This is a genomic window from Burkholderia sp. JP2-270 (assembly GCF_003233675.1).
In the GTDB taxonomy this organism is placed as follows: Bacteria; Pseudomonadota; Gammaproteobacteria; order Burkholderiales; family Burkholderiaceae; genus Burkholderia; species Burkholderia pyrrocinia_C.
Genome location: NZ_CP029828.1, coordinates 26,163 through 48,314 on the forward strand (window position 1 = coordinate 26,163; position 22,152 = coordinate 48,314).

General features: G+C 59.7%; 23 protein-coding genes. 9 read left to right on the top strand and 14 right to left on the bottom strand.

The features are described 5' to 3' along the window. Positions 1-44: 44 nt before the first annotated feature. The 4 genes from DM992_RS39410 to DM992_RS39425 all read right to left on the bottom strand — a co-directional run bounded on the left by DM992_RS39410 (position 45) and on the right by DM992_RS39425 (position 4,746). On the bottom strand, positions 45-776 hold the full coding sequence (locus tag DM992_RS39410; RefSeq protein WP_111021693.1) for a fimbria/pilus periplasmic chaperone: 732 nt from the start codon (positions 774-776) through the stop codon (positions 45-47). 3 nt (positions 777-779) lie between these two features. Further along, positions 780-1,361 carry a spore coat U domain-containing protein gene (locus tag DM992_RS39415; protein WP_111021694.1) on the bottom strand — a complete coding sequence of 194 codons (582 nt, stop codon included), beginning with the start codon at positions 1,359-1,361 and terminating at the stop codon, positions 780-782. 770 nt (positions 1,362-2,131) lie between these two features. Further along, a protein-coding gene (locus DM992_RS39420; RefSeq protein ID WP_111021695.1) for an IS3 family transposase occupies positions 2,132-3,267 on the bottom strand; the annotation gives its coding sequence in 2 pieces (ribosomal slippage) (positions 2,132-3,003 and positions 3,003-3,267; 1,137 coding nt in all). A 348-nt stretch (positions 3,268-3,615) separates the two neighbouring features. Next, positions 3,616-4,746: an IS110 family transposase gene (locus DM992_RS39425; protein WP_111021690.1), complete on the bottom strand. Its 1,131-nt coding sequence runs from the start codon at positions 4,744-4,746 to the stop codon at positions 3,616-3,618. A gap of 194 nt (positions 4,747-4,940) precedes the next feature. Here DM992_RS39425 and DM992_RS39430 point away from each other — a divergent pair, with 194 nt between their 5' ends. The 7 genes from DM992_RS39430 (at position 4,941) to DM992_RS39470 (ending at position 9,722) form a co-directional block, all read left to right on the top strand. Then, positions 4,941-5,207, top strand: a complete 267-nt coding sequence (locus DM992_RS39430; protein ID WP_111021696.1) for a DUF1488 domain-containing protein — start codon at positions 4,941-4,943, stop codon at positions 5,205-5,207. A gap of 370 nt (positions 5,208-5,577) precedes the next feature. Then, positions 5,578-5,874, top strand: coding sequence for an H-NS histone family protein (locus tag DM992_RS39435; protein WP_111021697.1), 297 nt, complete (start codon positions 5,578-5,580; stop codon positions 5,872-5,874). 22 nt (positions 5,875-5,896) lie between these two features. Further along, positions 5,897-6,106, top strand: coding sequence for a hypothetical protein (locus tag DM992_RS43280; protein WP_111021698.1), 210 nt, complete (start codon positions 5,897-5,899; stop codon positions 6,104-6,106). Between the two features lie 798 nt (positions 6,107-6,904). Next, positions 6,905-7,306, top strand: coding sequence for a transposase (locus DM992_RS39455; protein WP_162631865.1), 402 nt, complete (start codon positions 6,905-6,907; stop codon positions 7,304-7,306). A 44-nt stretch (positions 7,307-7,350) separates the two neighbouring features. Then, positions 7,351-7,644, top strand: coding sequence for an IS66 family insertion sequence element accessory protein TnpB (gene tnpB, locus DM992_RS39460; RefSeq protein WP_051889781.1), 294 nt, complete (start codon positions 7,351-7,353; stop codon positions 7,642-7,644). Positions 7,645-7,695: 51 nt separating this feature from the next. Beyond that, positions 7,696-9,246, top strand: a complete 1,551-nt coding sequence (locus DM992_RS39465; protein ID WP_111021702.1) for an IS66 family transposase — start codon at positions 7,696-7,698, stop codon at positions 9,244-9,246. 287 nt (positions 9,247-9,533) lie between these two features. Further along, entirely contained in the window at positions 9,534-9,722 is a 189-nt protein-coding gene (locus DM992_RS39470; RefSeq protein ID WP_226189440.1) for a hypothetical protein, read from the top strand. A gap of 34 nt (positions 9,723-9,756) precedes the next feature. Here the strand turns inward: DM992_RS39470 and DM992_RS39475 are convergent, their stop codons facing one another. From DM992_RS39475 to DM992_RS39510, 9 genes are all read right to left on the bottom strand, one after another. Next, a complete protein-coding gene (locus tag DM992_RS39475; protein ID WP_111021703.1) occupies positions 9,757-11,286 on the bottom strand; it encodes an IS66 family transposase in 1,530 nt (509 codons plus the stop codon). 62 nt (positions 11,287-11,348) lie between these two features. After that, positions 11,349-11,684, bottom strand: coding sequence for an IS66 family insertion sequence element accessory protein TnpB (gene tnpB, locus DM992_RS39480; protein WP_162631866.1), 336 nt, complete (start codon positions 11,682-11,684; stop codon positions 11,349-11,351). Beyond that, entirely contained in the window at positions 11,681-12,076 is a 396-nt protein-coding gene (locus DM992_RS39485; RefSeq protein WP_069263237.1) for a transposase, read from the bottom strand. The genes tnpB (DM992_RS39480) and DM992_RS39485 overlap by 4 nt, the downstream gene beginning before the upstream one ends. A gap of 75 nt (positions 12,077-12,151) precedes the next feature. After that, entirely contained in the window at positions 12,152-12,418 is a 267-nt protein-coding gene (locus tag DM992_RS43620; protein WP_111021704.1) for a helicase, read from the bottom strand. Then, the gene (locus DM992_RS42135) at positions 12,331-13,047 is read right to left on the bottom strand and encodes a hypothetical protein (protein ID WP_162631867.1); all 717 of its coding nucleotides are present in this window, start codon (positions 13,045-13,047) and stop codon (positions 12,331-12,333) included. The genes DM992_RS43620 and DM992_RS42135 overlap by 88 nt, the downstream gene beginning before the upstream one ends. Next, positions 13,044-13,751: a hypothetical protein gene (locus DM992_RS39495; RefSeq protein ID WP_111021705.1), complete on the bottom strand. Its 708-nt coding sequence runs from the start codon at positions 13,749-13,751 to the stop codon at positions 13,044-13,046. The genes DM992_RS42135 and DM992_RS39495 overlap by 4 nt, the downstream gene beginning before the upstream one ends. A gap of 1 nt (position 13,752) precedes the next feature. Beyond that, the gene (locus tag DM992_RS39500) at positions 13,753-14,397 is read right to left on the bottom strand and encodes a hypothetical protein (protein WP_111021706.1); all 645 of its coding nucleotides are present in this window, start codon (positions 14,395-14,397) and stop codon (positions 13,753-13,755) included. A 625-nt stretch (positions 14,398-15,022) separates the two neighbouring features. Further along, positions 15,023-16,513, bottom strand: a complete 1,491-nt coding sequence (locus DM992_RS39505) for an ISNCY family transposase (RefSeq protein WP_111016989.1) — start codon at positions 16,511-16,513, stop codon at positions 15,023-15,025. Between the two features lie 863 nt (positions 16,514-17,376). After that, a protein-coding gene (locus DM992_RS39510; RefSeq protein ID WP_111021971.1) for an IS3 family transposase occupies positions 17,377-18,539 on the bottom strand; the annotation gives its coding sequence in 2 pieces (ribosomal slippage) (positions 17,377-18,284 and positions 18,284-18,539; 1,164 coding nt in all). A 177-nt stretch (positions 18,540-18,716) separates the two neighbouring features. Here DM992_RS39510 and DM992_RS39515 point away from each other — a divergent pair. Continuing rightward, positions 18,717-19,373, top strand: coding sequence for a response regulator transcription factor (locus tag DM992_RS39515; protein WP_111021707.1), 657 nt, complete (start codon positions 18,717-18,719; stop codon positions 19,371-19,373). Between the two features lie 455 nt (positions 19,374-19,828). Here DM992_RS39515 and DM992_RS39520 read toward each other — a convergent pair whose 3' ends face one another. Beyond that, a complete protein-coding gene (locus tag DM992_RS39520; RefSeq protein WP_111021708.1) occupies positions 19,829-20,812 on the bottom strand; it encodes a helix-turn-helix domain-containing protein in 984 nt (327 codons plus the stop codon). A 261-nt stretch (positions 20,813-21,073) separates the two neighbouring features. Here DM992_RS39520 and DM992_RS39525 point away from each other — a divergent pair, with 261 nt between their 5' ends. Further along, positions 21,074-22,126 carry a phenylacetaldoxime dehydratase family protein gene (locus DM992_RS39525; protein ID WP_111021709.1) on the top strand — a complete coding sequence of 351 codons (1,053 nt, stop codon included), beginning with the start codon at positions 21,074-21,076 and terminating at the stop codon, positions 22,124-22,126. The last annotated feature ends 26 nt before the right edge of the window (positions 22,127-22,152 follow it).

Here is a 22,152-nt window from a genome sequence, read left to right on the forward strand (position 1 = left end):
GATGATCGTCGAATGGCACAGGCGCATAACGGCCGCGCGGGCGATCAGGGAGCCGCAACGACAGACACCGGCTGGTCGACGACACCGGTTTCTGCGCGCGCGGTCAGGCGCACGGTTCCACCCGCCACCGGCAGGCGGGCCTGCTCGACAATGCGCCAACGGCGAGTGGCGCCGGCCAGAACGTAAGGCGACACGTTAGCCTCGGTCCGCAGCCCGCTGCCCTCGCTGGTCGTGAGCGCGATGTCGCGGATGGTTTCGTGGCGGCCGCCGTCATTGATCGCCACGAGCCAGGCGCGCCCGGCATCGCGCTCGATGTGAAACTGCACATGCGGGGCCACCCGGGTCTCCGGCTCGGCGAAGACCGGAATGGACAGCCGTAGCGCGATGCGCACGGTCCCCGGCGCGGCCGGCGGTGGGATCTGGTCGAGCAGCACGCGGTAGGTGGCCTCGTGTCCCTGCGGCGGCCTGCGCAGCACCAGACGCACGACTTGGGTCGCCCTCGGCGCAATCGTGGTGAGCGGCGGACTTGCCAGCACTTCCTCGGAACTCGTCAGCCAATCGTTGCCATCAGCCTGGTTCCAGGCGAAGGCGCGGACCTGGACGCCGGTTTCGCTGTCGCCCTGGTTGATGACCGTCAGGGCTGTGGCCAGTCGCCCCGGTGTCATCTGAATGGTGACGGGCAGCACCGTCAGCGACTGCGCGCTGGCCGCGCCATCCGATAGAAGAGCGATGAACGCCGCAACGCGCGCGATCGCGCTGTATGGCTTAGTCGCCATCAGTCAATAGGTGATGGTGGCAGTGATCGTGTCAGTGTACGCACCCGGCGTGACCAACTGGCCCGCCGCCACTCGACCATATACGGTCAGAGCCTGGGTGCTGCCGGTGCCGGTGCCGGTCAGGGTATCGGTGCCGACGGTATTGCCCCAGTTGACGGTCCGGCCGGCATCCTGGAACAGCGAGTAGGGCAGGCTGGAGCCAGTGATGCTCATCGCCCTGGTCGTCACGGTCGCGCCGGTCGCCAGCCCCGCATCGAGTCCGACGTTATACGGAGTGGTGTTGGTGCAGGTGACCGAAACGGTGGAGGTGGCGTCCGTCTGGGCGCCCGTATAGGTGCCGAAGGTCAGCGGGGTGGTCGTGATCTGGCAGGTGGCGTCGACCGTTGCGGTGACGGTCATCGTGGCCGTAGCGGTGGCGGCGCCTGCCGGCAGATTGAACGCGAAAGCGCCAAGAAGGCCAACGCCGGCGACAAGGAGTTTCTGACGGCGCGTCCGCGCGAGGCGCGGAGCGTCCCGGTCCGACGGGATGCGGTTGCCATTCCAATGGGAGCGTGACGAGGACGTCATGCATTGCAGGATCGACATGGTAATACCCCCGGTATACGTTTTGGGAAACAGTTATGACATGTCGCTGGCACTCTATTACGTGTGGCGTGACCGAATCATCGGAATGACATTAATCGTTTCAACGTGCTTTTCTGCGCCACAAGAAAAATCCTAGTGCATTTGTGGCGCTGCGCAAATATTTATTCATATCTATCGTTCCGATATCCTTGATGCCAAGGATGATCGAAAAAATCAAAGAGAATGTTTCATAAAATTGAGAAGCGAAAGGAAAAATGAATCGAATTCCAAGAGCGGTCTATACGAAGGTCGCTTCGCGAGACTCTGAAGCTGGCATTGACGGAAGGCATCGGGGGCATCAGAGGACGCCCGGCACAGCATCGGCCACTGGAAACCGCGTGCCGGCGTTGTCGCTAACAAACACCTTATGTCGTGAATGTCAGGCTGCTCGAGCCGCTCTATCGCGGTGCATTTTGCGGGGGAAGTTGCGATAGGGATGGCTGCTCACCGGATACCGTGGGTTGGATGAAGCTCGAATATCGAATCGCGGTCGCGCGACGCTATTGCGAACGACAGGGGGATAGCGAATGATTCATGGCAGCTTGTCATGCCTGCGATTGCCAAGTGTCCACGTGAGATATCCCATTGATTCATTGATGGTTTGTAAACCGGTATCGATCGGCACCGCGCACCGTTCCCACTCCCCGGAAGTCGTTGTCCCGGTCAAAACAGAGGTGGCCTCGCTCGTTCGGACAGTTTTCTGAGATTTTTAAGTGGAGCGTCCGAGGCAATCATGCTGCCGATTTGATCGCAGGCAGCGTCGCGAAGTATGCCTCATCCGGCGTCTGATCCGCTAGGCTCGAATGGGGCCGATTCCGGTTGTACAAGTTGATGTATTCGCCGATGGAGCGCCGGGCATGGCTGACCGACTCGTACGCTTTCAGGTAGACCTCTTCGTACTTGATGCTTCGCCACACCCGTTCGACGAACACGTTGTCGCGCCAGCTTCCCTTGCCGTCCATCGACAGCAGGATGCCTCGGCCCAATACGGCTTCCGTGAACGCGTTCGCCGTGAATTGGCTGCCCTGATCGGTGTTCACAATGTCGGGCTGCCCGTAGCGCGCGAACGCCTCTTCCAGCGCCTCGACGGCGTGCATGGCTTCCAGCGTGATCGCCACCCGGTGCGAGAGCACCTTGCGACTTGACCAATCCACTACCGCCGTCAGGTACACGAAGCCTCGCGCCATCGGAATGTATGTCGTGTCCAGTGCCCACGCCTGATTGGCCCGGGCGATTTTCATGCCGCGCAGCAGGTACGGCCAGATCTTGTGCTGCGCATTGCGTCGGCTCGTGTTCGGCTTGCAGTACAGCGCTTCCACGCCCATGCGTTTCATCAGCGTGCGCACGCGGCGGCGGCCGACCTCATGGCCTTTCCGGCGCAACAGACGCGCCAGCATCCGCGCTCCGGCAAACGGAAACTCCATGTGCAGTTCGTCCATCCGCCGCATCAGCAACTGGTCCGCCTCGCTCACTGGCTGCGGCCGGTAATACGCGCTCGATCTCGCGATGCCAACCAGTCGCGTCTGTCGCGAAACCGGCAGCGCATGCGTACGGTCAATCATCGCTTTGCGCTCAGCAGTCCGGCTTTGCCGAGCGCTCCTGACAAAAAATCGTTCTCCAGCGTCAACTGTCCGATCTTCGCGTGCAGCGTTTTCACGTCCACCGGCGGCTCGTTCGACGGTGGAGCGGCCGCGCCGAACACATCCGCCGCACGCTCCTGCAGTTGCCGCTTCCACTCCGTGATCTGGTTCGGGTGCACATCGAACTGCTGCGCCAGTTCGGCCAGCGTGCGCTCGCCCTTGACCGCCGCCAGGGCCACTTTCGCTTTGAACGCCGCTGAGTGCGTCCGTCGGGTTCTCTTCGTCATCTTTCCGGTTCCTTTGCCTGCATTATCGCTGGCTCAGGCCCCGGGCATTCCACTGATATGACTTTCCGTGTCAAGCACGATCGGTTTTCAAGCTCTTTCCATAGGTTTTGAAATTTCCTGAGGGCGACGTAGCAATAATGCTCGACGGTGGATCACACTGACATACGCGGGTTGGATACCGCATTACAGAGTTCCGTCTCGTGAGCCTGCCGCTTTCTTAAAACGCAAGTCGGGGACTGCCCGTTGCGAAGTGGAAACGCGGATTGCTCGAATACCGGGCTACGCCGCCTTCAGGAAACTCCCTGCACGATCAGTTCATCGCTTATCCATATCAACGTGTCGCCGGTCTCATGTGGACTGCACGCTACGCGGCAATGCAAGCGCCATCGCGAGTCGGGCGATGTCCCAGATAAAACCGGCCAATTCGCGCGCAACGGCAACGACCGCAATGTTGGCATTCTTGCCGCGGGCCACGAGCTTGCGATATCGCCGGCACAGTCGCAACTGCGCATCCCACGCCCGATCGATAATCGCTTTGGGGAGCCCTTCGTGTCGCCGCTGAATCTCCGGCGCAATGCGTGCCACGTGCCGATAGCTCCAGGCTGCCTCAACAAGTAGCTTGCGGGCATAGCTGTTGCCAGTCTTGGTGATGCTGCCCTGACGCCGCTTGCCGCCCGACGAATGCTCCGAGGGCGTCACACCAAGCCACGCCATGAGCTGACGTGGGTGCGTGAAGCGCGACAGGTCTCCCAATTCTGAAACCATGCCGACAGCCGTAACAAACTGCACGCCGCGCATCGCCTGCAGAGCCAGCACCACAGGATAAAAGCGCCAGTTGACGACGGCATCGCGCAATGCCGCCTCCAGTCGTCCACACTGCACCAGCCGATCCTCGATCGTGCGCCGATGCTCTTCAAATGCCAGTTGTTGCCATGCATTAGCGAACGAGTACTCGGAGAGCCAGCGTCGGTGCGATTCACCCCAGTTCGCGCGCCCCGTATAGCCCACGCCATGAGCGAGCAGAAACGACTTCAGTCGCTGCCGGGCTTGCCGCAAATCCTCCTTGACGGCTGCCCACGCCCGCGCTAGATCCCGAAAGGCTTCGTCTTCGACACCCGGCACATACACGGCAGTCAGGTCGCCTGCACGAAGAGAACGAACGAGCTTCGCGGCGTCGCGCCGGTCCGTCTTGACGCGCTCGCCAGGTTTCCTCGGAATAAGCGATGGCGCACAGACCATGCTCTCGAAGCCGCGCTGCGTCAGTTGCCGATGCAGCCCGTAGCCGCACGGACCCGCCTCATAAACCACACGCACGTGCGAAGCCTTTGATTGCAGCCGCTTGCATAGTCGATCGATCTCCGTTTGGGTTGTGCCGATCTTGCCAAGCGATTCGACCTCGACTGCGTCGATCGCATATGCGACCGTAATCGATTCCTTATGCACATCCAACCCAACGTACACCGTGCTATCGTCCTTCATGCTGGCCTCCGTGGTGGAAATCGCCGGGTGTGGCCCTGCCCACACCGTGCGGCTCTGGCAGCAATGCTAACCCGCGTTGAATTCGCCACGCCAGGCCAGCCCCCGCCTCACGGAAAGTCATACTGGCTTACCCGTCTGTCCGAATTTGCGAGGCCACCTCTCACCGCGCGGCGTGTAGGAAGTCCGAGGAGTAGATGATGGCAATTCACTTTCCCCGCAGACCTGGTGTTTACACGATCAACACAACGGTCGCCTTTCCGGCTCAACTCAACGGCTTCGACGTGATTTGTGAGATTGCTGTCGAAGCACCTCAAGACCATTTCGGGGCGAGTTCTGCCTCCGGCCCCAATCTCGTCGCAGCGTTCGAAGCGAACCGAGCGATGATCGAGGTTATAGCACGGGAGAAGCTGCCGCAACGTGCTCCTGCCGGCCGATGCGTGTTGGAGTCAGCGGATTTCTGACGTCGTCGGGCTCCTGACCATTGAAGCGACCACGGGGTGGCACTAGAAATCGTGCGGCGTGTCCTCGCGCAAATGTCGCTTCTGTTGATGGCTACGGCAAGCAAAAAGCTACTACATCGCTCCCGACGCTAATTTTATTTATGTAAAGTATGGTTTGGAATCCGAATTGAGTGCCTCTTCGAGAGGGGAGTCCATCTCGAATCGGCGCTGATCACCGGGTCCTCGCCACGATCGACGTGCACCCCGTTGAAGCGGTCGTTTTCCCCAATCGCAGGAATATAATGTGTCGGTCGTGGACGGCGGACCTGCACCTACACTCCAAGCCGTCTCGACCACTGGCAATCTTCTAAATCGGAGTTCCTTCACGTACATGGCTACCTATCTCGAACTGAAAGCTCAAGCAGAAGCGCTGGCGCAGCAAGCGGAAGCAGCGCGGATTGCCGAGCTGGAAAGCATCATCACAACGATTCGTGAACAGATCGCTGAGTATGGCATCACGGCAGAGCAACTTTTCGGACGACGGCGCGCGCCTGCGTCGGGCACGCGTACGCCGGTCGCGCCGAAGTATCGCGATCCGAAAACGGGTGCGACCTGGAGTGGGCGTGGCAAGGCTCCTCACTGGATTGCAAACGCGAAGAACCGCGACCGGTTTTTGATCGAGCAGTGAGTGGGGTTGACGGTTGAGCTCGATGCCGTCAACGCTGCATGATGGAGTTTATCAGGCGATGTGCCGTGAACGGACGGTCTTGGCTGCCAAGGCGATGGGACACGGCGAGGTATTTCCGTACGCTGAGATGACCGTCAAGGATGGATGGGCTACCTTCACCCGTGACGGCGTCGAAGTGTGGAACTGCAGCGCGCGGTACGCCGCCGCGCACTTTGACGTTCAGCCTGCCTAGGGAATCCGCAGATGAGCGAGCTTGTTCATATTGCGCCTGGCGTTGTGTTCTCATCCGACGTGCTTGGTGTCGAGTGGGCGCGGAAGTATCGACCGGACGACGGGAAAACGCAGTCCGCGAATCGGTATAGCCTGGCGGTGACGGAAAGCGATAAAGCAGTTCGCACAAGCGAACCGGCTCAGTTGTCGTTGCTGTAGAGAACCGTGGATGACAGATGACAGACACCTTGCGACTGTCGGCCGTTGCGTTACCGCCTACGTTCCCTCCCGAGTCGGTGCCCGACGCCTGCACTCGTTTCGTCCGTGAGTGCGTACCGGGCCTGACCAAATGTCAATTGCTGGCGCGCACACGCGCGAGAGGTTGGACGCCGGCGTGGTGGCCTCTGACGCATTTTGTACGGGAGGGGTTCGAAGCGTTTGCCTTCGACTTAATCGTTGATGGGGCGCACGTCCCTGTGATCGCGTGGATGGAACGTGTCGGGAAAGATGTCGACCGCGTCTCAGTATCCACTCGAGATCCACGCCAGCTGCCCCTGCTTTAATAGCGGCGCAGCTCGATTCAGTCCGACGCGCACGTCCAACTCGAGGCATGCGTATCCGAAAGCGGGTGCTGGATATTCGGACCCCGGCTCCAGAACCGGTGTAACGCTCCCGCCGGCTGCCGTTCTGACCACCTGTTACGCGTTTTTCAACCAGGGCATTTCCACGGGTGACAGTAAGCACTCGACACGTACCGTCTGTTCATGAGGGCGCGGCACAGGCAATCTGATTCCCATCAAATGTAATGGGAATCAGATTGATGAAGCCAGTGGTGCATGGAAGACAACCGGGATCGAGGAACTACACGAAGGAGTTTTGGGAAGCGGTTGCTGCCGAAGCGAACGATCCGAATCGCTCGATTGCCGAGGTGGCCCGTGCGCATGGCTTGAACGCCAATATGGTCGCGCAGTGGCGAAGAAGCTTGCTAGATGCGCAACGTGCAGCGTCGATACCAAACGTCGCGCTGCTGCCTGTTGAGGTGGTCGATCTGCCAGCGAAAGACATCCCAAACCACGCGCTGGCGCAAACGCTGGATAGGTCGGCGAGCCCGGCGATGCCGCCGGGCTGTGAAATCGAGATCGAGGTCGGCAAACGACGTATTCGTATCCGCGGTGTGTCGCAGGAGTTCGCCGAGCAGTATTTACGAGACTGTCTAAAGTGATCCCGCCGAACACGCGAATCTGGATCGCAGCGGGCGTCACGGACATGCGTTCCGGCTTCAACTCGTTGGCCGCGAAGGTCCAAACCGTGCTGGAGAAGGATCCCTACAGCGGGCACGTGTTCGTGTTCCGGGGTAAGCGCGGCGACTTGCTGAAGTGCTTGTGGTGGTGCGACGGTGGCCTGTGCCTGCTCTCGAAGCGCCTCGAGAAAGGACGTTTCGCGTGGCCGCGCGCCGATGCCGGTGTTGTCGCGCTCACGACCGCTCAGCTCGCGCTCTTGCTCGAAGGTTTCGATTGGCGGCAGCCGATCGATGCAGCTCGCCCGAGAAGCGCGTTGTAAACGTTCATTACGCGTGGAGAGCTTGATGGTGGCGTCGTGTAAGCTCACTGCATGTCTGCTGCTCCCGCCGATCTCCCCGACGACATTGACGCGCTGAAGGCGATGGTCGCCAATTTGCGCGAGCAGCTCTCGTCGCGCGCGATCGAGATCGAACATCTGAAGCTGATGATCGCCAAGCTGCGCCGGATGCAGTTCGGCCGGAAATCGGAGAAGCTGGATCGCCAGATCGAACAGCTTGAATTGCGGCTGGAAGACCTGCAGGCCGATGAAGGCTCGGCCGATATGGCCACGGCTGCTGCAGTGAAACGGCCGAGTCGCGAAGGTGTGGGCCGCAAGCCGTTGCCCGATCACCTTGAGCGCGAAGAGCGCATCCATCTGCCCGCCGACGATGACTGCCCCGATTGCGGCGGGCAACTCAAACCGCTGGGCGAAGACGTCGCGGAACAGCTCGAATACGTCCGGGCGCACTTCCGCGTGATTCGCCACCGCCGTCCGAAGTTGGCCTGCGCATGCTGCGATCGCATCGTGCAGGCCGCGGCACCGAGTCGACCGATCGATCGTGGCATCCCGGGCCCAGCGCTGCTCGCGCACATCGCCGTGTCGAAGTTCGCGTACCACATCCCGCTGCATCGCCAGGCAGTCATGTACGCGCGCGACGGCGTCGAGATCGATCCGGGTGCGATGGGGTATTGGATGGGAAGCATCACAGCGTTGCTCGCCCCGCTGGTCGACACCGTGCGCCGCTACGCGCTGGCCGGCGGCAAGGTTCATGCTGACGACACGCCGTTGCCAGTGCTGGCGCCCGGCAACGGTCGCACAAAGACAGGACGTCTGTGGGTCTACGTGCGTGATGACCGGCCGAGTGCCTCCGAAGAGCCGGCGGCGGTCTGGTTCGCCTACACGCCCGATCGACGGGGCGAGCATCCCCAGCAGCATCTTGCAGACTTCGCCGGCGTGCTGCAGGCCGATGCGTTTGCCGGCTATGCCGAGCTGTATCGCGGCGGCACCATCCAGGAAGCTGCCTGCATGGCCCACGCTCGCCGAAAGATCCATGATCTACATGCCGTCCGTCCCAATGCGGTAACGGAGGAAGCGCTGCACCGGATCGGCGCGCTCTACAAGATCGAGGAGCAGATCCGTGGCAAACCACCTGATGAGCGGCACAGTGTGCGCCAGGCGCGAGCGGTACCGCTGCTCGACGACATGAAACGCTGGTTCGAAGCAACGCTCGCCACGCTCTCTGCAAAATCCGACACGACCAAGGCGATTCAGTACGCTCTGAATCGCTGGCCGGCGCTCATCTACTACTGCAGCGACGGGCGTGCGGAAATCGACAACCTGATCGCCGAGCGAGCACTGCGCGGCGTCGCCCTCGGCAGACGGAATTACTTGTTCGCCGGCGCCGACTCCGGTGGCGAACGTGCCGCCGCGATGTATAGCCTGATCGGCACGGCACGCCTGAACGGCCTCGATCCCGAGGCGTATCTCGCCTACGTGCTCGAGCGCATTGCTGACCATCCGATCAACCGCATCGACGAACTGCTGCCGTGGAACGTGGCTCTGTCGCTGCCGTCTACTGCTCACGTCGAGCCCATCCGATAGCATCGCGACTCCCCGTCGTCGACGACCTACGCTACGGTGCTGATCGAGTGCTTACGGGTGACACGACCAGTTACCGGAATTCTCGGTAAGCACCCGGGGAACACATCTGGACAGCCGGTATTTCGTGGCGTCTCCTCAGCTTGCCCGACTGACGCGATGTGATAGCGTATAGGTGTCCCTGAGTTCGTCTCTCGTGTCGTCCGTTCCCAGTGAGTTATTTCCCCATGCGTCTTTCAGTTGCCCAAGCTAACCACGTTGCAAAGGTTTTTCCGGAATGTCGTACCGAGATGACCGACTTCCTCGAGGCGAGTGCCGAAGTGGTGATCTACAGGCAGAACGAATGCGGCAGCGATGTTCCGCCCTACGCAATCGCCGTGGCCGGTACCGCATTCTGGATTGATTGCTGCGAGACACCGGAGGAGGCGACAGCGCTGGCCGACTCCCTCGGTCTTAAGGTCCTTGAGGTGCGCCGGTAGTCCTCGTCTGCGAGTGGGTTGCCGGCACTGGTCCTTAACCTGTGACGGATACCCAATGATGCGGCAGTAATTGCGAGATGTCGTCGGCGCGATGAGTAGGCAGTCGGGTGAGCACGTCTTTCAGGTAGATGTACGGATCATGGCCGTTGAGTTGCGCCGACCGGATCAGGCTCATGATCGCGGCGGCCCGCCTCCCGGCGCGCAATGAACCGGCGAACAACCAATTCGCTCGCCCTGTCGCCCACGGGCGAATCTGGTTTTCCAGCCAATTGTTGTCGATGGGCACGTGCCCATCGGTCAGATAACGCGTGAGCGCCTCCCAGCGCTTGAGGCTGTAGTCGAGCGCCTTGGCGATCGCCGAGCCCTCGGAAACCAGTTTGCGCTGGCCAGCCATCCATACATGTAACGCATCGGCGATCAGCCGAGCGCGCTCCTGGCGAACCTCACGTCTGTGCTCGGGCTTCAGCTCCGCGACGTCGCGCTCGACGTCGTAGAGCATGCAGAAGTACTTCAGCGCCTGCTCGGCAATCTGGCTCTTGTGGTTCGCGTGCAGGTCGAAGAACTTCCGTCTCGCATGCGCCATGCATCCGATTTCGGTGATGCCCAGTTCGAACCCGGCTTTGTAGGCGCTGTAGTCGTCGCACACCAGCTTGCCACGCCACCTGCCGAGGAACGTGCGAGCATGTTCGCCGGCACGACTGTCGGCGAAGTCATAGACCACCGCGCGTATGTCGGCGAACTGCGTCGTGGAGTACGCCCAGACGTACGCGCGTTGCGTCTTTCCTTTGCCGGGAACCAGCATCTGCACTGGCGTTTCGTCGGCGTGCAGCACGTCCTGTTGGAGCAGCGCTTCGCGAAGCGCATCGACCAGTGGCTGCAACCGCACGCCGCACACGCCGACCCATTCACCCAGCGTCGATTGCGCAATTGCCAGGCCGGCGCGCTCAAAGATGCGTTCCTGACGGTACAGCGGCAAGTGGTCGCCGTACTTGGCGACCAGCACCTGTGCGAGCAATCCGGTGGTGGGAATCCCCTTGTCGATCATATGGTGCGGAACAGGCGCCTGAATCAGCGCCTCGCGCGCCTTGCAGGCCCATTTGCCACGGATGTGTCGCTCGACCGTGAACACCCCCGGCGTATAGTCCAGCTTCTCGCTGATGTCTTCGCCGATACGCGCGCGCTGGCAGCCGCAGGAGCACGTGATGTCGTCGGGTTCGTGATGGATGTCGGTGCGCGGCAAGTGTGACGGCAACGGCGCACGCTTGGGCTGCTGCCGTTGCTTGTCCGCAGGCGTCGGCTGCAACTGCTCCAACTCGATTTCGAGTGCGGCCAGGTCGGCGTCAATGGCCTCGTCGAGCAGGCTCATCTGCTCGGGGGTGAACTGCTCGCTGCGCTTGCCGAATTGCAGGCGCTTGAGCGCGGCGATCTCGTGGGTGAGCTGGTCAATGCGCGTCTGGCGGTAGTGCAGTTCCCGGTCCCTCTCGCCGATCTGCGCCATCAACTGGGCAGCCAGCGTGCGCAGTTCGTCGGGGCTCAGGGCGTCGAGGTCGGCGGGTCGGTTCATGCGGCCAGTCTGCCAGAACCCAACCCGCCGCAGAAGCAAACCAGTTTACGGCCTTGGGGGTATTACATGACCGTGATCGCGTGATCTTGGGTAAGCGTCTGCCAGGGGAGCCCGGTCACCAGCGCACGCAACTGCTCAGGATTCAGCGCGGTGGCGATCGCCTGCTCCCCGTTCGTCCAGATGAACCGCCCCTTGTTCAGGCGACGCGCGGCCAGCCAGATACCGAACCCGTCGTACACCAGTACCTTCAGGCGAGTCGAATGTCGGTTGGCGAACAGGTAAGCGTGGTGCGGACGTGCCGCGCCGAACACCTTCACCACACGGGCAAGGATCGTATCGACGCCGGCGCGCATATCGATGGGCTCGGTCGCCAGCCAGATCGCCTCGATGCGGATCACCGCAGCCACCCCTGCAACCATGCCGCGCAATCGGCTGCGGCACATAGCGGCCAGCGCACCGTCACGGTCGCCGCGCCCCGGCGCACCTCGATCTGAATCTCGGTCGGAGCTGCCGCCGCACCCGGCGCTTCCAGTTGCAGCGGGACAAATTCTGCCTCCATTGCATTCAGCGACTTCCGGGCAGCGTCCGCCGCGTCTCGCTCTTCTTGCGCGGCCACCCAACTGCGCAACATGTTGGCGTTCAGGCGGTAGTGCAGCGCCACCGCTGCAATCGACACATTCGGCTGCATCGCCGCGCGGATCACCTGCTCCTTGAACTCCTTGCTGTGCCTCCGACGCCGTGTCGGCTGCACCGCGTCTTGTTCCACATTGGCCTCATCCATCGTGTACATCTGTCCATTTAAAATTTAGATGGACACGATCCTCGCCTCCGCCGAACCCTCGATCAAGATGCCTTCCCCGGGCGCTTACAATTCTCGTTTCAGATCGAAGATGAACCCGACCAGGATCATCGAGTCGGCGTAAGGAATCGGAAAGGCCTGCGGATTCTCCGGCGTTCGCAGGGGGCGCTCAGGCGTGTTCGCTGTTGCCGCGGCGTTTTCGCGAACACTTTCCAGGTCGCCAGCCATGGCCGGGCCACCGACTTTCAGCACACGGCTACGCAGGTCGCTGAAGGGTTCGATGACCGAACAATCAGGTTGGCAGGAATGGTCGCCGGGTCCGCATCTAAACAGCCACCTATAAGCAGGAAACTACAATCGTCCTTCGGATTGTTGGCACCGTCTGTTTCGCAGTAGCGATAGCCGTCTGTCGCGAGCACCCACGATCCAGAAGCATGCGCGGATATCACTTGGACTTCAGGCGCGTGGAATCGCCTGGCATTCAGCGTGCGTGTGACCATGTGACGCTTCGACGCATCAGCTTCCATACCGAGTTCTTCCAATGCATTGATCAGTGTATGCGGGCGGGTCAACCACTCGATGCTCCCATCTTGTGATCGGATGCCAAGTGTGCAATCACCGCAGCAAAAGGCATATGCCTCTTGCGCATCGCGTGGAAGCAGAAGGGCGATATACGATGCCTTCTCGGCGAAGTAGTGCTCGGTACGAAGATGCTGTTGAGCCTCGTGAAGTGCCGAAAGGACGGACGCTGTCGACGGCAGGTCGGGACTCATACGATCGAGCACCTGGGCGATCCAGCATGCATTGAACTGGACGCCACGTTCACCGCGAGGTGCGGCATCCATGACGATAGAGAACGTGTAGGTTTCGGATTCGAAGATGCCGCAGGCATCCCGATTTTCGGCGCATGTCGCTCCTTGTGTGCTGTACCACTGCCAGGTAGCAGGAATTTGGTCGTTCATGTGAGCTTCGCAAAGGAGACGAGGACCTGGACGCGCTGGCTAATCACTTCTTCCCGCGCAGCGTCTCCGTTACTTGCCGCCTCGATTGCATATGCGAAGTCTCGGTGCTCCTGCAGCGCAGCGAGTTGCGTGCCGATGTATGTACGCATTTCGGCGTCCGCGGCCAATATCTCGTTGGCAATTTCGGGGCGCCCGTCAAGCAACGTCAATATATCTTCTACGTCGTGGCTTTCCAGCGGATCGTTGTTGCCGCGTGAGAGATAGGCTGCAAGTTTGGTAGCGACGAAGTGTTCGGGGCGCACAATCCTGACCGTGACGCCTTCGCCGATATCGTGGCGTTCTGCGTTGGCAAGCGCGTCCCGGTACCATGCGTTGCTAAAGTTCAGAATCGCTTCATCATCAGGCATGAAATCGACACGCAGGCCTGCCAAGAACATGGCGCAGATCGGTGCGTCTTCTTCCGGTTGTTCCCGAAAGCCCTTTTTGCGGAGTTGCTCTTTCAACTTCTCCCAGTGGGCATAGCTCATGACACGCACGATCAGGTCAACGTCATCGGTATGCCTGACCTGTTGCTTAGTATAGAGATCGGTCAGCAACAGGGCCGTCGTGCATCCGCCCACAAATGCTATTTCCTGGCAGAGTTCCGAGCCGATCGCATTGGCAACCGCCCGAATCATTGCTTTGTAGTCGTCGAGGGTCGCCATTTCAGAAATTCAAGAGCCCATGGAGTTGGGTGATCGCGAGTTTGCGCTCGCGAGGTTGGCCCAGTCGGATCGAATCGACGATGGCCAGCAACTTATACAGCGTTTCGTCGTTACGCGTCGCAGTTGTGACGGTCTTGTAAAGCGGCTCCACGGCGAGTCCGAGCGTTTCGCCGTGCGGATCCGGCCAAACCGGGCCGTGTTCCCCGGCGCTGCGGAGGATGCCATCAAAAATGGGGGCTGTGAGTCCTGTCGGAATGCCGCGCGTGAGACTCTGCATCTGAGCGGGAAATACGAACCTGATACCGTACGAGAGGAATTCCTCAAGGCCACGCCGATTGACGGCTGGACCGCCCCCATGCCGTTGCGGCTTAGCAAGGCCGTTGGAATAGCAGCGCCCAAGTGCGTTACTCACTTCGGATTTGCTGATGCCGGTGGCGCTGGACAAGCCGCGTACGCTGTATGGATCGAATTCGAGGTTGAGCCGCTCCGGAAACGCGTTGCCAAGATCCTCATCAAGCACGCCAAATGTAACGAGTTTGGTGACTCGGTCGCGTTGGGGTAGCGTGTTGGTGGGTTTGTCCGCGGCATCCGCTTGCCGCTCCAGTGACACGAGTTTGAGTAGCAACAGGATGTCTTGACTTTTCATCAGTCGCACATGATATGCGTCCACGGTCCATGGACAATGGACGGATTGTCCCGCCCTTTGCTTGTTCTGTCAATACTTTGTCAACACATTGGGTGTAGTTACTGGGGCCATATCATAACTGCGCAATTTTTGTCCACAGTCCATGGGCAGGGGACGCAGTGACGGTGGCAGTTCGAAATTGTCAAGACCGGACCATCGATCAACCTTCGGGTGCGCGAGTCATTGGATCGCCCTCGGCGACACAGGCTTGCGTCACCGCGGCGGCTCGTTGCCGTACGTCAATTCCGTTGCCCGCATGCGATATCTACATGGTCAACACTCCGCGGGCCCCTCCGTGCTTGAACGATTCTTCCGCCAAGGCGGCTGCGGGGTGTTGTCAGGTTGTCGAGCGACCACGGTAATTGTGCAATGGGCTGCTGCACAAACTCCAGCCGCGGAAAAACGGTCGCGCCCGAACGCGAATTGTCTCGGTGCAACCGGAAACCGACATGCGTGGCCGGTGCGAGATCAAAAATATTCGCTCAGACCCCTTGTCATACCCGGATTCAGATGTCCACCTGCCAGCTATTTAAAAATGTCCGGTTTTAAGGTTGGTTTTGCTGCGTCTCTTTCTTCGCTTTAACCGTTACGCAGTGTCGAAGGTCGGCGCCTGAACGGGCAGGGCGCTTACGCTCGCTTCCTCAGCTTTTGCAGACCGACGGCCAGGTTTGTCCGCTGGCTTGGCGGTTTGACGACGTTGCGCCAGATCGACGATCACATGCTCGACGTCGGCCTGTGTGATCTTGCGTTGCTTCTTCTTACCCGGCTCGGCCTCGTTTCGGTTAGTCCGCGTCGAGTCGCCACGATGCGTTCGAGACGGCGCTTTACCGATTCGGCGGTTATCGCGTTGCGCCTGAAGCGCTTGCGCGACCTGCAACACATGGCTCAAACGCTTGTGCTCGACGACGGCACCCTGATCGATTTCAGCCAAACGATCGTACTGCCGGCAGCGCAGCACGCGATCGTCAGCACGGAGCTCGATCCGTCCATCCGGGTACTCCCACACCTCGATCTGCCGGTCGATCAGCTTCCTGTTCTCCGGCGTGTCGTCCAGTAAGTACATCACCCGGTCATACTGTACCGTCAGCGACTTCGTCACTTTCCGCGGCTCACGCCATGTCAGCACCACGTCCAGACTCTCGTCGGGCCGCAGCGGCCGGTGTGCATTGAAGTCGCTCTTCGGCGGCTTCGCGAAGCGTGTGTTGTAGGCGGCCATGAAGGAGGGCGCGTATGCGTTGGCGTCGGCCACCGTGTTAATTCCGCGCAATCGCATCTCCTTGACCAAGCGGTCCTGCAACGTCAGATGCGCGCGCTCGACGCGCCCCTTGGCCGAGCTGCTGTTCGCGCAGAACGTGTCGATGTTCAGCTCGTACATCGCGCGGCCGAACGGCGTCACACGGTTACCGGTCTTTCCTGGCTTCACGTTGCGGAATACGCTGGCCTTGTCGCTGTAGAACGCCCCAGGTTTGCCGTGCCGTTCGATGTATGCCCGTGTTGCCTCGAAGTAGCTGAACGTCGATTCGGTCTGCGTGAAGTGCAGCATCATCAGCCGGCTCGTTGCGTCGTCCACATACACCAGCAGCGTGCAGGCCGGCGCCCGTTCCTCGAACCACCGATGATCGCTGCCGTCGATCTGAATCAATTCACCGAGGCACGCCCGGCGCGCACGCGGCTGATAGACCTTCGGCGGTCGTTGCCGACGCGGAATCCATAACCCAGCCTCCGTCATTAGCTTCCTGACCGTCTCCTTGGCCAGCCGAATGCCGTGACACTCCCAGAGCTTCTCGCAGGCCAGCGTCGGCCCGAAATCGGCGTAGCGATCACGGATGATCGACAGCGCCCGGTCAGCGGCTCCTGGATCCAGGCGGCGGTTGCCGGGCTTCGACCGGTGTCCCGACACCAATCCCACCGGGCCGTGCTCACGTAACCGGGCGACCAGTCGGCGGACCTGCCGGCTCGTCAATTCCAGCCGTTCCGCTGCACGCCATGGTTTGAGCTTGCCGTCGGCTACGTCCTGAATGACCTTGAATCGGTCCAGCTCTCGCATCGTCATCGTGATCCGCTCCGTTGCAGCCATCGCAGCCTCCGGCGCCGGATACCCGGCGACCGGTCAGCTTACGCGGCCCGAAAGCGGACATTTCTATGTAGCCAAAAGCGGACATTTCAATCTAGCCACTACACCCCTATTTATCGATAATTTAGCTTATGTCAAATATGACGACTACCATCTTCGAGACCGCTACCTATCCGTATCCACTGCCACTCATCGAAACTCGTCCCCCTCCCGCAACCAGTTCGCGCGGTTCTACGACGAGCGGCATGTCATCCAGGACGAGCGTCTTGCGCCGGTCGCCCCATTCAGGCGTGCGCTTCGATTCGACCGCAAGACTCGAGCGCGACACACCCAGGACTTCGCAGAACGTCTTCAACGGTCGTCCCCCGGCAGCAATGGTGAGCGCGCAATCGAGAGCTTCTCTTCGACAGAGCGTCGCCGGCGCTGCTCCGGCTGGGTCAGAACTTCGACGGGTTCTACGTTGTGACCGGGCTCAAACATAGGCAGAAGACTAACTCATAATTTAAGCGTTACCCCATGCTGGTTTTCGCGAGGGCCACTCCACAGCCGTTGGCCTGCGTTCTATGAACGGCAGAAGTGGGTAACGGCCGATCCCCAAAGGGTGGGATAGGTCTTGGTGTAGCTTTGCGTGCCGACCCTTGTCAGCTAAGACGCAGGTACTGCTGCACCATTGGCGTGGCGGTTGCAGCTGCTGATGTGGGTTGCGTGCTCATGTGACCGGGAAAAATTGCTTTGACTGGCCGAGTTTGCCGGCGGCCCGGCCCGGACTGCTCGAAGTTCGCCATCCGGCCAGCTGTAGCCGATAGTGAGCGGCAGCTAACCATGTGGCGCGGACATGACATGGCCACGTCTGGATAGTGTAGTGGTCAACTAATCCCGGACACTGCGTTAAGTTTTTCTTCCGCAACCGCCGGCGCCAGTCCGTCATTGAACTGATGCGGCCGTATCCAGTTGTACCGGTGCATCAGGTAGTGGCTGATGTCCCGGTGTGCCTCCTGCGCCGACATGTAGCCCACTGACGGTAGCCATTCGGTCTTGAAGCTGCGGAACAGCCTCTCCATCGGGGAGTTATCCCAACAATTTCCTCGACGGCTCATGCTCTGCTGTATCCGATAGCGCCAGAGGCGCTGACGGAATTTCCGGCTTGCATATTGGCCGCCTTGATCCGAGTGAAACAGCAAGCCTTGCGGTCGACCACGTTGCTCATAGGCCATCTCCAACGCCTGCACGACCAGATCGGCATCAGGGCGTGTCGAGAACGCCCAGCCAACAACCCGACGCGTGAACAGGTCGAGTACTACGGCCAGATAATGCCAACGTCCCTGCGCCCAGACATACGTGATGTCACCACACCACACCTGATTCGGCGTACCAACCTCGAATTCGCGATTGAGATGGTTCGGGATATCGATCCGCTCGACCGTGGCCTGCTTGTAGGCATGGCGGCCCGGCTGCTTGCAGATCAACCCGAGTTCTTCCATCAAGCGGCTGACCTTGAAGCGGCCAATCGCCGTACCTTCCTCGCGCATCATGCCCATGATGCTGCGACTGCCAGCAGAGCTTCGACTCTCGATGAACAGCTCGTGTACCCGGCTACGCAGTGCCATGCGCTCGGCATCAACGCGTCGGACTCGCCCTCGGTGTGCATACAGGCAGGACCGCGACACGTCGAATACCGCGCAGATCAGCTCGACCGATTCGCTTGCGCCAATCTGATCAATTACTTCGTACGTTCGATGCCTTCCGACATCAAGAGCGCGGTAGCCTTTTTTAAAATGGCCTTCTCACGCTCGAGGCGTTCGATACGCGCCTCGAGTTCCTGAATACGCTGTTGATCCGGCGTGATTGCCTTGCCCTGCGGCGTGACACTCTGGCGTTCCATCTGAAGTTGCTGCACCCAGCGGCGGAGCACCGTCTCGCCGACGCCGACCGAGCGGCTTGCTTCCATATGGCTATAGCCCTGGTCGAGCACCAGACAGGCGGCTTGTTGTTTGAACTCTGGGGAAAACGTACGTCGTTGCTTGCTCATCAGACACCTCTTCATGGCGACCATTCTCGCCTAAATCAGTGTCCGGATTCATTAGACCACTACATAGCGGCCGGTAGCAGGCAAGTCGAGCACATCAAGCATAATGTATTCTTGCTAGTATTTGAAAAAGGGTTCACTGTCTTTCAGTACGCACGGTGAATTCCGGAGACGTTCCGTATGATCAAAGTGGCGATCTCCGATGCGCACTCAGTGATACGCTCGGGAGTGAGAGGCACGCTTGAGGCGACTGATGAATTCATGGTCGTGGGCGAAGCTTTCGATCGTGACAGCACTCTCGCGCTGGTGCACTCGACTGACGCGGATGTGCTGACGCTTGGTCTCATAATGCCCGGCGTGAGCGGCGTTGAACTCATCGAGTTAATTCGGAAGGATTGTCCTTCGCTTCGTGTACTCGTTCTGACGAGGCGCTCGGAGAAGGAATGGGCTGTCCGAGCGTTCAAGAGCGGCGCATCGGGGTTCGTTAGCAAATTTAGCCCGGCTGCGGATCTGATTGCCGCAGTTCGAAAAATTGCGCGTGGTGGTATTTATGTCAGTCTCGCATTTGCGGATCAATTGGCATGTAGCCTCGACAATAGGGTCGATGCATCTCCCCACCCCGGTTTGTCGGGCCGGGAGCTTGATGTACTCGTGCGTATTGCTTCCGGAGAATCGCTTGATGCAATAGCACATGCCCTTGGCGTGAGTAAAAAAACTATCGGTACGCACAAGGCGCACGTTCTCGAAAAACTTGGACTACAGACCGATGCGGCGCTCGTCCGCTACGCATACAGCCACAAAGTTATTCCAGACGACAGTAGCGAAGAAGATGTTTGAGAATAGCGCTGTCGTCATATGGCCATTTGAAGCTCGACACGTGAGAGAGGCATGTCCGGGATTCGTAAATAATCCGCCGCATCTCGGCTTAAATCCCTGATTTAAAATGAAGATCTACGCTCGGATCGAGCTCTAAAACAAGACATTGCAAACCTAGCAGCTAATCGCCGAGCCGGTTGATATACACGCGGCGGTATGGAGACAGCGTTGAGCACGTCAGCGTCGACCGGGGTGCCCTTAGTACGAAAAGGTTTGTAATGCGATGGTCATCACCCCCGCCTCCCGCGAGTGCGCTACGTCGCGACGTCAATTCTGGACTGGAGACCATCATTGCGGCTTTAAGGCCGGAGCAAGAAAGAGGTTGCTTGCTTCGCCGGGTAATCTCGTCATTGCAATCGCACGCGGCCTGTCGCGCCTTAAACACGGTAGACCCCGTATTCCGATTTCACAGCTTTCTATGGTCCACCATTGCCGGCGTCGATTACGCTTTGCGCACCGCGTTGCCGCCAGTCGCGCGGCGAGCAGCCGAAATGTTCGCGGAACGCTCTGCTGAAATGAGCTGCGTCGCTAAATCCTCGAAGGTACCCAATTTCTCCAATTGACTTGGCGGCGAAGCTTGCATCAAGCAAGTCGCGGCTGCAGGCCTCAAGGCGCCTTAGCCAGATATATTGACTGGGCCGCAAAGACTCGTTTTGAAATAGTCGATGAATATGCGTGGTCGACAATGTCAGCTTCGCCGCAATGCTGCTAACGGACAGTTGCGGATCGCCCAAATCCGTGTCTATCAGGGCCTTGATGCGAGCCAGATGATAGTTGGCTAGGCTCCTTAATGGCGGCGGGTCGAGTGGCGATACGGTCTGCAGCCCTGCGACTAACACGCTGACAACACCGTTTGCCACGGCGAGCGCAGACGTCGGCTGAAGCGACTTGGAATCCTCCCAAAGCGTCTTGATCATGTTGATTAGCAGGTGACCCGCTCCTTCCCGCCCGGAGACGGCCGTTGCCGTCAGCCTTTCCGTCTCGCGTAACGCGTGGCGGAGTTGCATTCCCGGCAGTTTCAGCACGATTTGTTCGAAGTCGTCCGGAAAGTACAGTTCGTAAGGGCGCGTGCTGTCGTACAACGCGAAGTCACCCGGCGACAGCAACGCTTCGCGGCCGTCTTGCCGAACTACGCCCACGCCAAGACTCTGGATGCTGACGAGGAAGAAATCGTTGGACTCCCTGGCGATGTGCCTCTGCGTTCGCAGGACACTTTGTGTGTTCGACGCGACTACAGACAGATTCAGACTCGCAATTTCGCGCGTTCGGATCGATCCGTCGAACTCGCCGTTGCCGGTTCGCGAGCAACTCAGATTGACGTAGGAGTCGCAAATCAGATCGGTCCAGTATTCGAGCCGCTGATCGCGCGGCACGGCGTTGGTCGTTAAGAACTTGTCCATGATTACTCCCGCTTGCTGACCAGACCTATTTGTAAAACGACAAAAATAACGCCGATAGCCGCAACGGCGACAGGTGAGTCTGGAACAAAAACCGGGTGTCTCTGAGGCAATGCGGTCAATTTTGCCCTCTTTATCATCGGGGCGTCGATGAGAATGGGCCAAGCGAGGGTCTATGGGTCGCTTCGCAACGGCAACGTTTCGTATATCTGCGACTCGGCTTGCTACATCCGCTCGAGCCGCCACGCACCTTGAGAGGAAAACATGGAATCAGCAATTCCCAGGCATTTGACCTGTCCGCGCTCGCGGGAACGTCGTATTGACGACGATTTTGTCCCGCCGTTTCCCGCCTGGGTAGCCCGGGCCGATACTTTGGTAAAAGATGTCGTCATGGGCTATTTTGGCGTCCAGTCAAACGGGCCCGAGGCGCTCGTTGAAGCGCGCGCTGCGCTGCAGCATATTGTCAGGGGATTCTCCCTGGCGAACGGACCCGGTCGTCACGACCTTGCGCACTATGTCGATGAAGCCGGGTATGACAACTTGATTGCGATTGCCTACTGGGATAATCAGCCAAGCTTTGCGCGCTGGCAAGCGTCTCCAGCGATCGACTCGTGGTGGAGCGATGAAGCCAGGCTTGGCGACGGCCTTGGTTATTTTCGCGAAATCCTGTCACCGGGAACCGAACGCTTCGAAACCCTGTTCAGCACGGCGGACAGAAAGGAAGGCGTCGGCGCATTAATGGGCGGGACCAGTGCGGAGATCCAGGAGCACGGGTACTGGGGCTCGATGCGAGACCGTCTGCCGATCGCGCAAATCGATTCTATCGAGCCGTCCGGCGCGCTCTCGGTGCACGGTTTCGCACCGGGGCCTGGCCGTCGCGCCAGAATTTGCGGACATCAAAACCTCGCGGTGATTCGCTCGGGGCAGGAGTGGACCGAGACGGAGGGGAAAGAGCGGGATCTGTATCTCGGGGAGATGGAGCCGATCCTGCGCGCGGGGATGGATTTTCTACGAGATGAAGGCCAATCGATTGGCTGCTACGCGAACCGTTATATGCGCCATATCGACACTTCCGGGCAATTGCTTGAAAAAAGCTTTGGGCTGAGCTACTGGCATTCGCTGGCGGACATGGAGCGATGGTCGGAATCGCATCCGACGCATCTGGCTATTTTCGGCACATTCATGAGGATCGTGCAGGAGTTGAACTTTCAACTGAAGTTGCGCTTGTACCACGAGGTAACTGTACTCGACAACGGCCAGCAGGACTTCGAGTACGTCAACTGCCATCCTAAAACCGGGGTGATGCGCGGCGTATAACCCGCAGGTCGATCCAAGAATATCTT

Bases quoted from the DNA above. Each gene is read 5' to 3' on its own strand.
- DM992_RS39410 (WP_111021693.1), bottom strand. From the start codon at position 776: ATGGCGACTAAGCCATACAGCGCGATCGCGCGCGTTGCGGCGTTCATC.
- DM992_RS39415 (WP_111021694.1), bottom strand. From the start codon at position 1,361: ATGTCGATCCTGCAATGCATGACGTCCTCGTCACGCTCCCATTGGAAT.
- DM992_RS39425 (WP_111021690.1), bottom strand. From the start codon at position 4,746: ATGAAGGACGATAGCACGGTGTACGTTGGGTTGGATGTGCATAAGGAA.
- DM992_RS39430 (WP_111021696.1), top strand. From the start codon at position 4,941: ATGATGGCAATTCACTTTCCCCGCAGACCTGGTGTTTACACGATCAAC.
- DM992_RS39435 (WP_111021697.1), top strand. From the start codon at position 5,578: ATGGCTACCTATCTCGAACTGAAAGCTCAAGCAGAAGCGCTGGCGCAG.
- DM992_RS43280 (WP_111021698.1), top strand. From the start codon at position 5,897: ATGCCGTCAACGCTGCATGATGGAGTTTATCAGGCGATGTGCCGTGAA.
- DM992_RS39455 (WP_162631865.1), top strand. From the start codon at position 6,905: ATGAAGCCAGTGGTGCATGGAAGACAACCGGGATCGAGGAACTACACG.
- tnpB (WP_051889781.1), top strand. From the start codon at position 7,351: ATGCGTTCCGGCTTCAACTCGTTGGCCGCGAAGGTCCAAACCGTGCTG.
- DM992_RS39465 (WP_111021702.1), top strand. From the start codon at position 7,696: ATGTCTGCTGCTCCCGCCGATCTCCCCGACGACATTGACGCGCTGAAG.
- DM992_RS39470 (WP_226189440.1), top strand. From the start codon at position 9,534: ATGACCGACTTCCTCGAGGCGAGTGCCGAAGTGGTGATCTACAGGCAG.
- DM992_RS39475 (WP_111021703.1), bottom strand. From the start codon at position 11,286: ATGAACCGACCCGCCGACCTCGACGCCCTGAGCCCCGACGAACTGCGC.
- DM992_RS39485 (WP_069263237.1), bottom strand. From the start codon at position 12,076: ATGTACACGATGGATGAGGCCAATGTGGAACAAGACGCGGTGCAGCCG.
- DM992_RS42135 (WP_162631867.1), bottom strand. From the start codon at position 13,047: ATGAACGACCAAATTCCTGCTACCTGGCAGTGGTACAGCACACAAGGA.
- DM992_RS39495 (WP_111021705.1), bottom strand. From the start codon at position 13,751: ATGGCGACCCTCGACGACTACAAAGCAATGATTCGGGCGGTTGCCAAT.
- DM992_RS39500 (WP_111021706.1), bottom strand. From the start codon at position 14,397: ATGAAAAGTCAAGACATCCTGTTGCTACTCAAACTCGTGTCACTGGAG.
- DM992_RS39505 (WP_111016989.1), bottom strand. From the start codon at position 16,513: ATGGCTGCAACGGAGCGGATCACGATGACGATGCGAGAGCTGGACCGA.
- DM992_RS39515 (WP_111021707.1), top strand. From the start codon at position 18,717: ATGATCAAAGTGGCGATCTCCGATGCGCACTCAGTGATACGCTCGGGA.
- DM992_RS39520 (WP_111021708.1), bottom strand. From the start codon at position 20,812: ATGGACAAGTTCTTAACGACCAACGCCGTGCCGCGCGATCAGCGGCTC.
- DM992_RS39525 (WP_111021709.1), top strand. From the start codon at position 21,074: ATGGAATCAGCAATTCCCAGGCATTTGACCTGTCCGCGCTCGCGGGAA.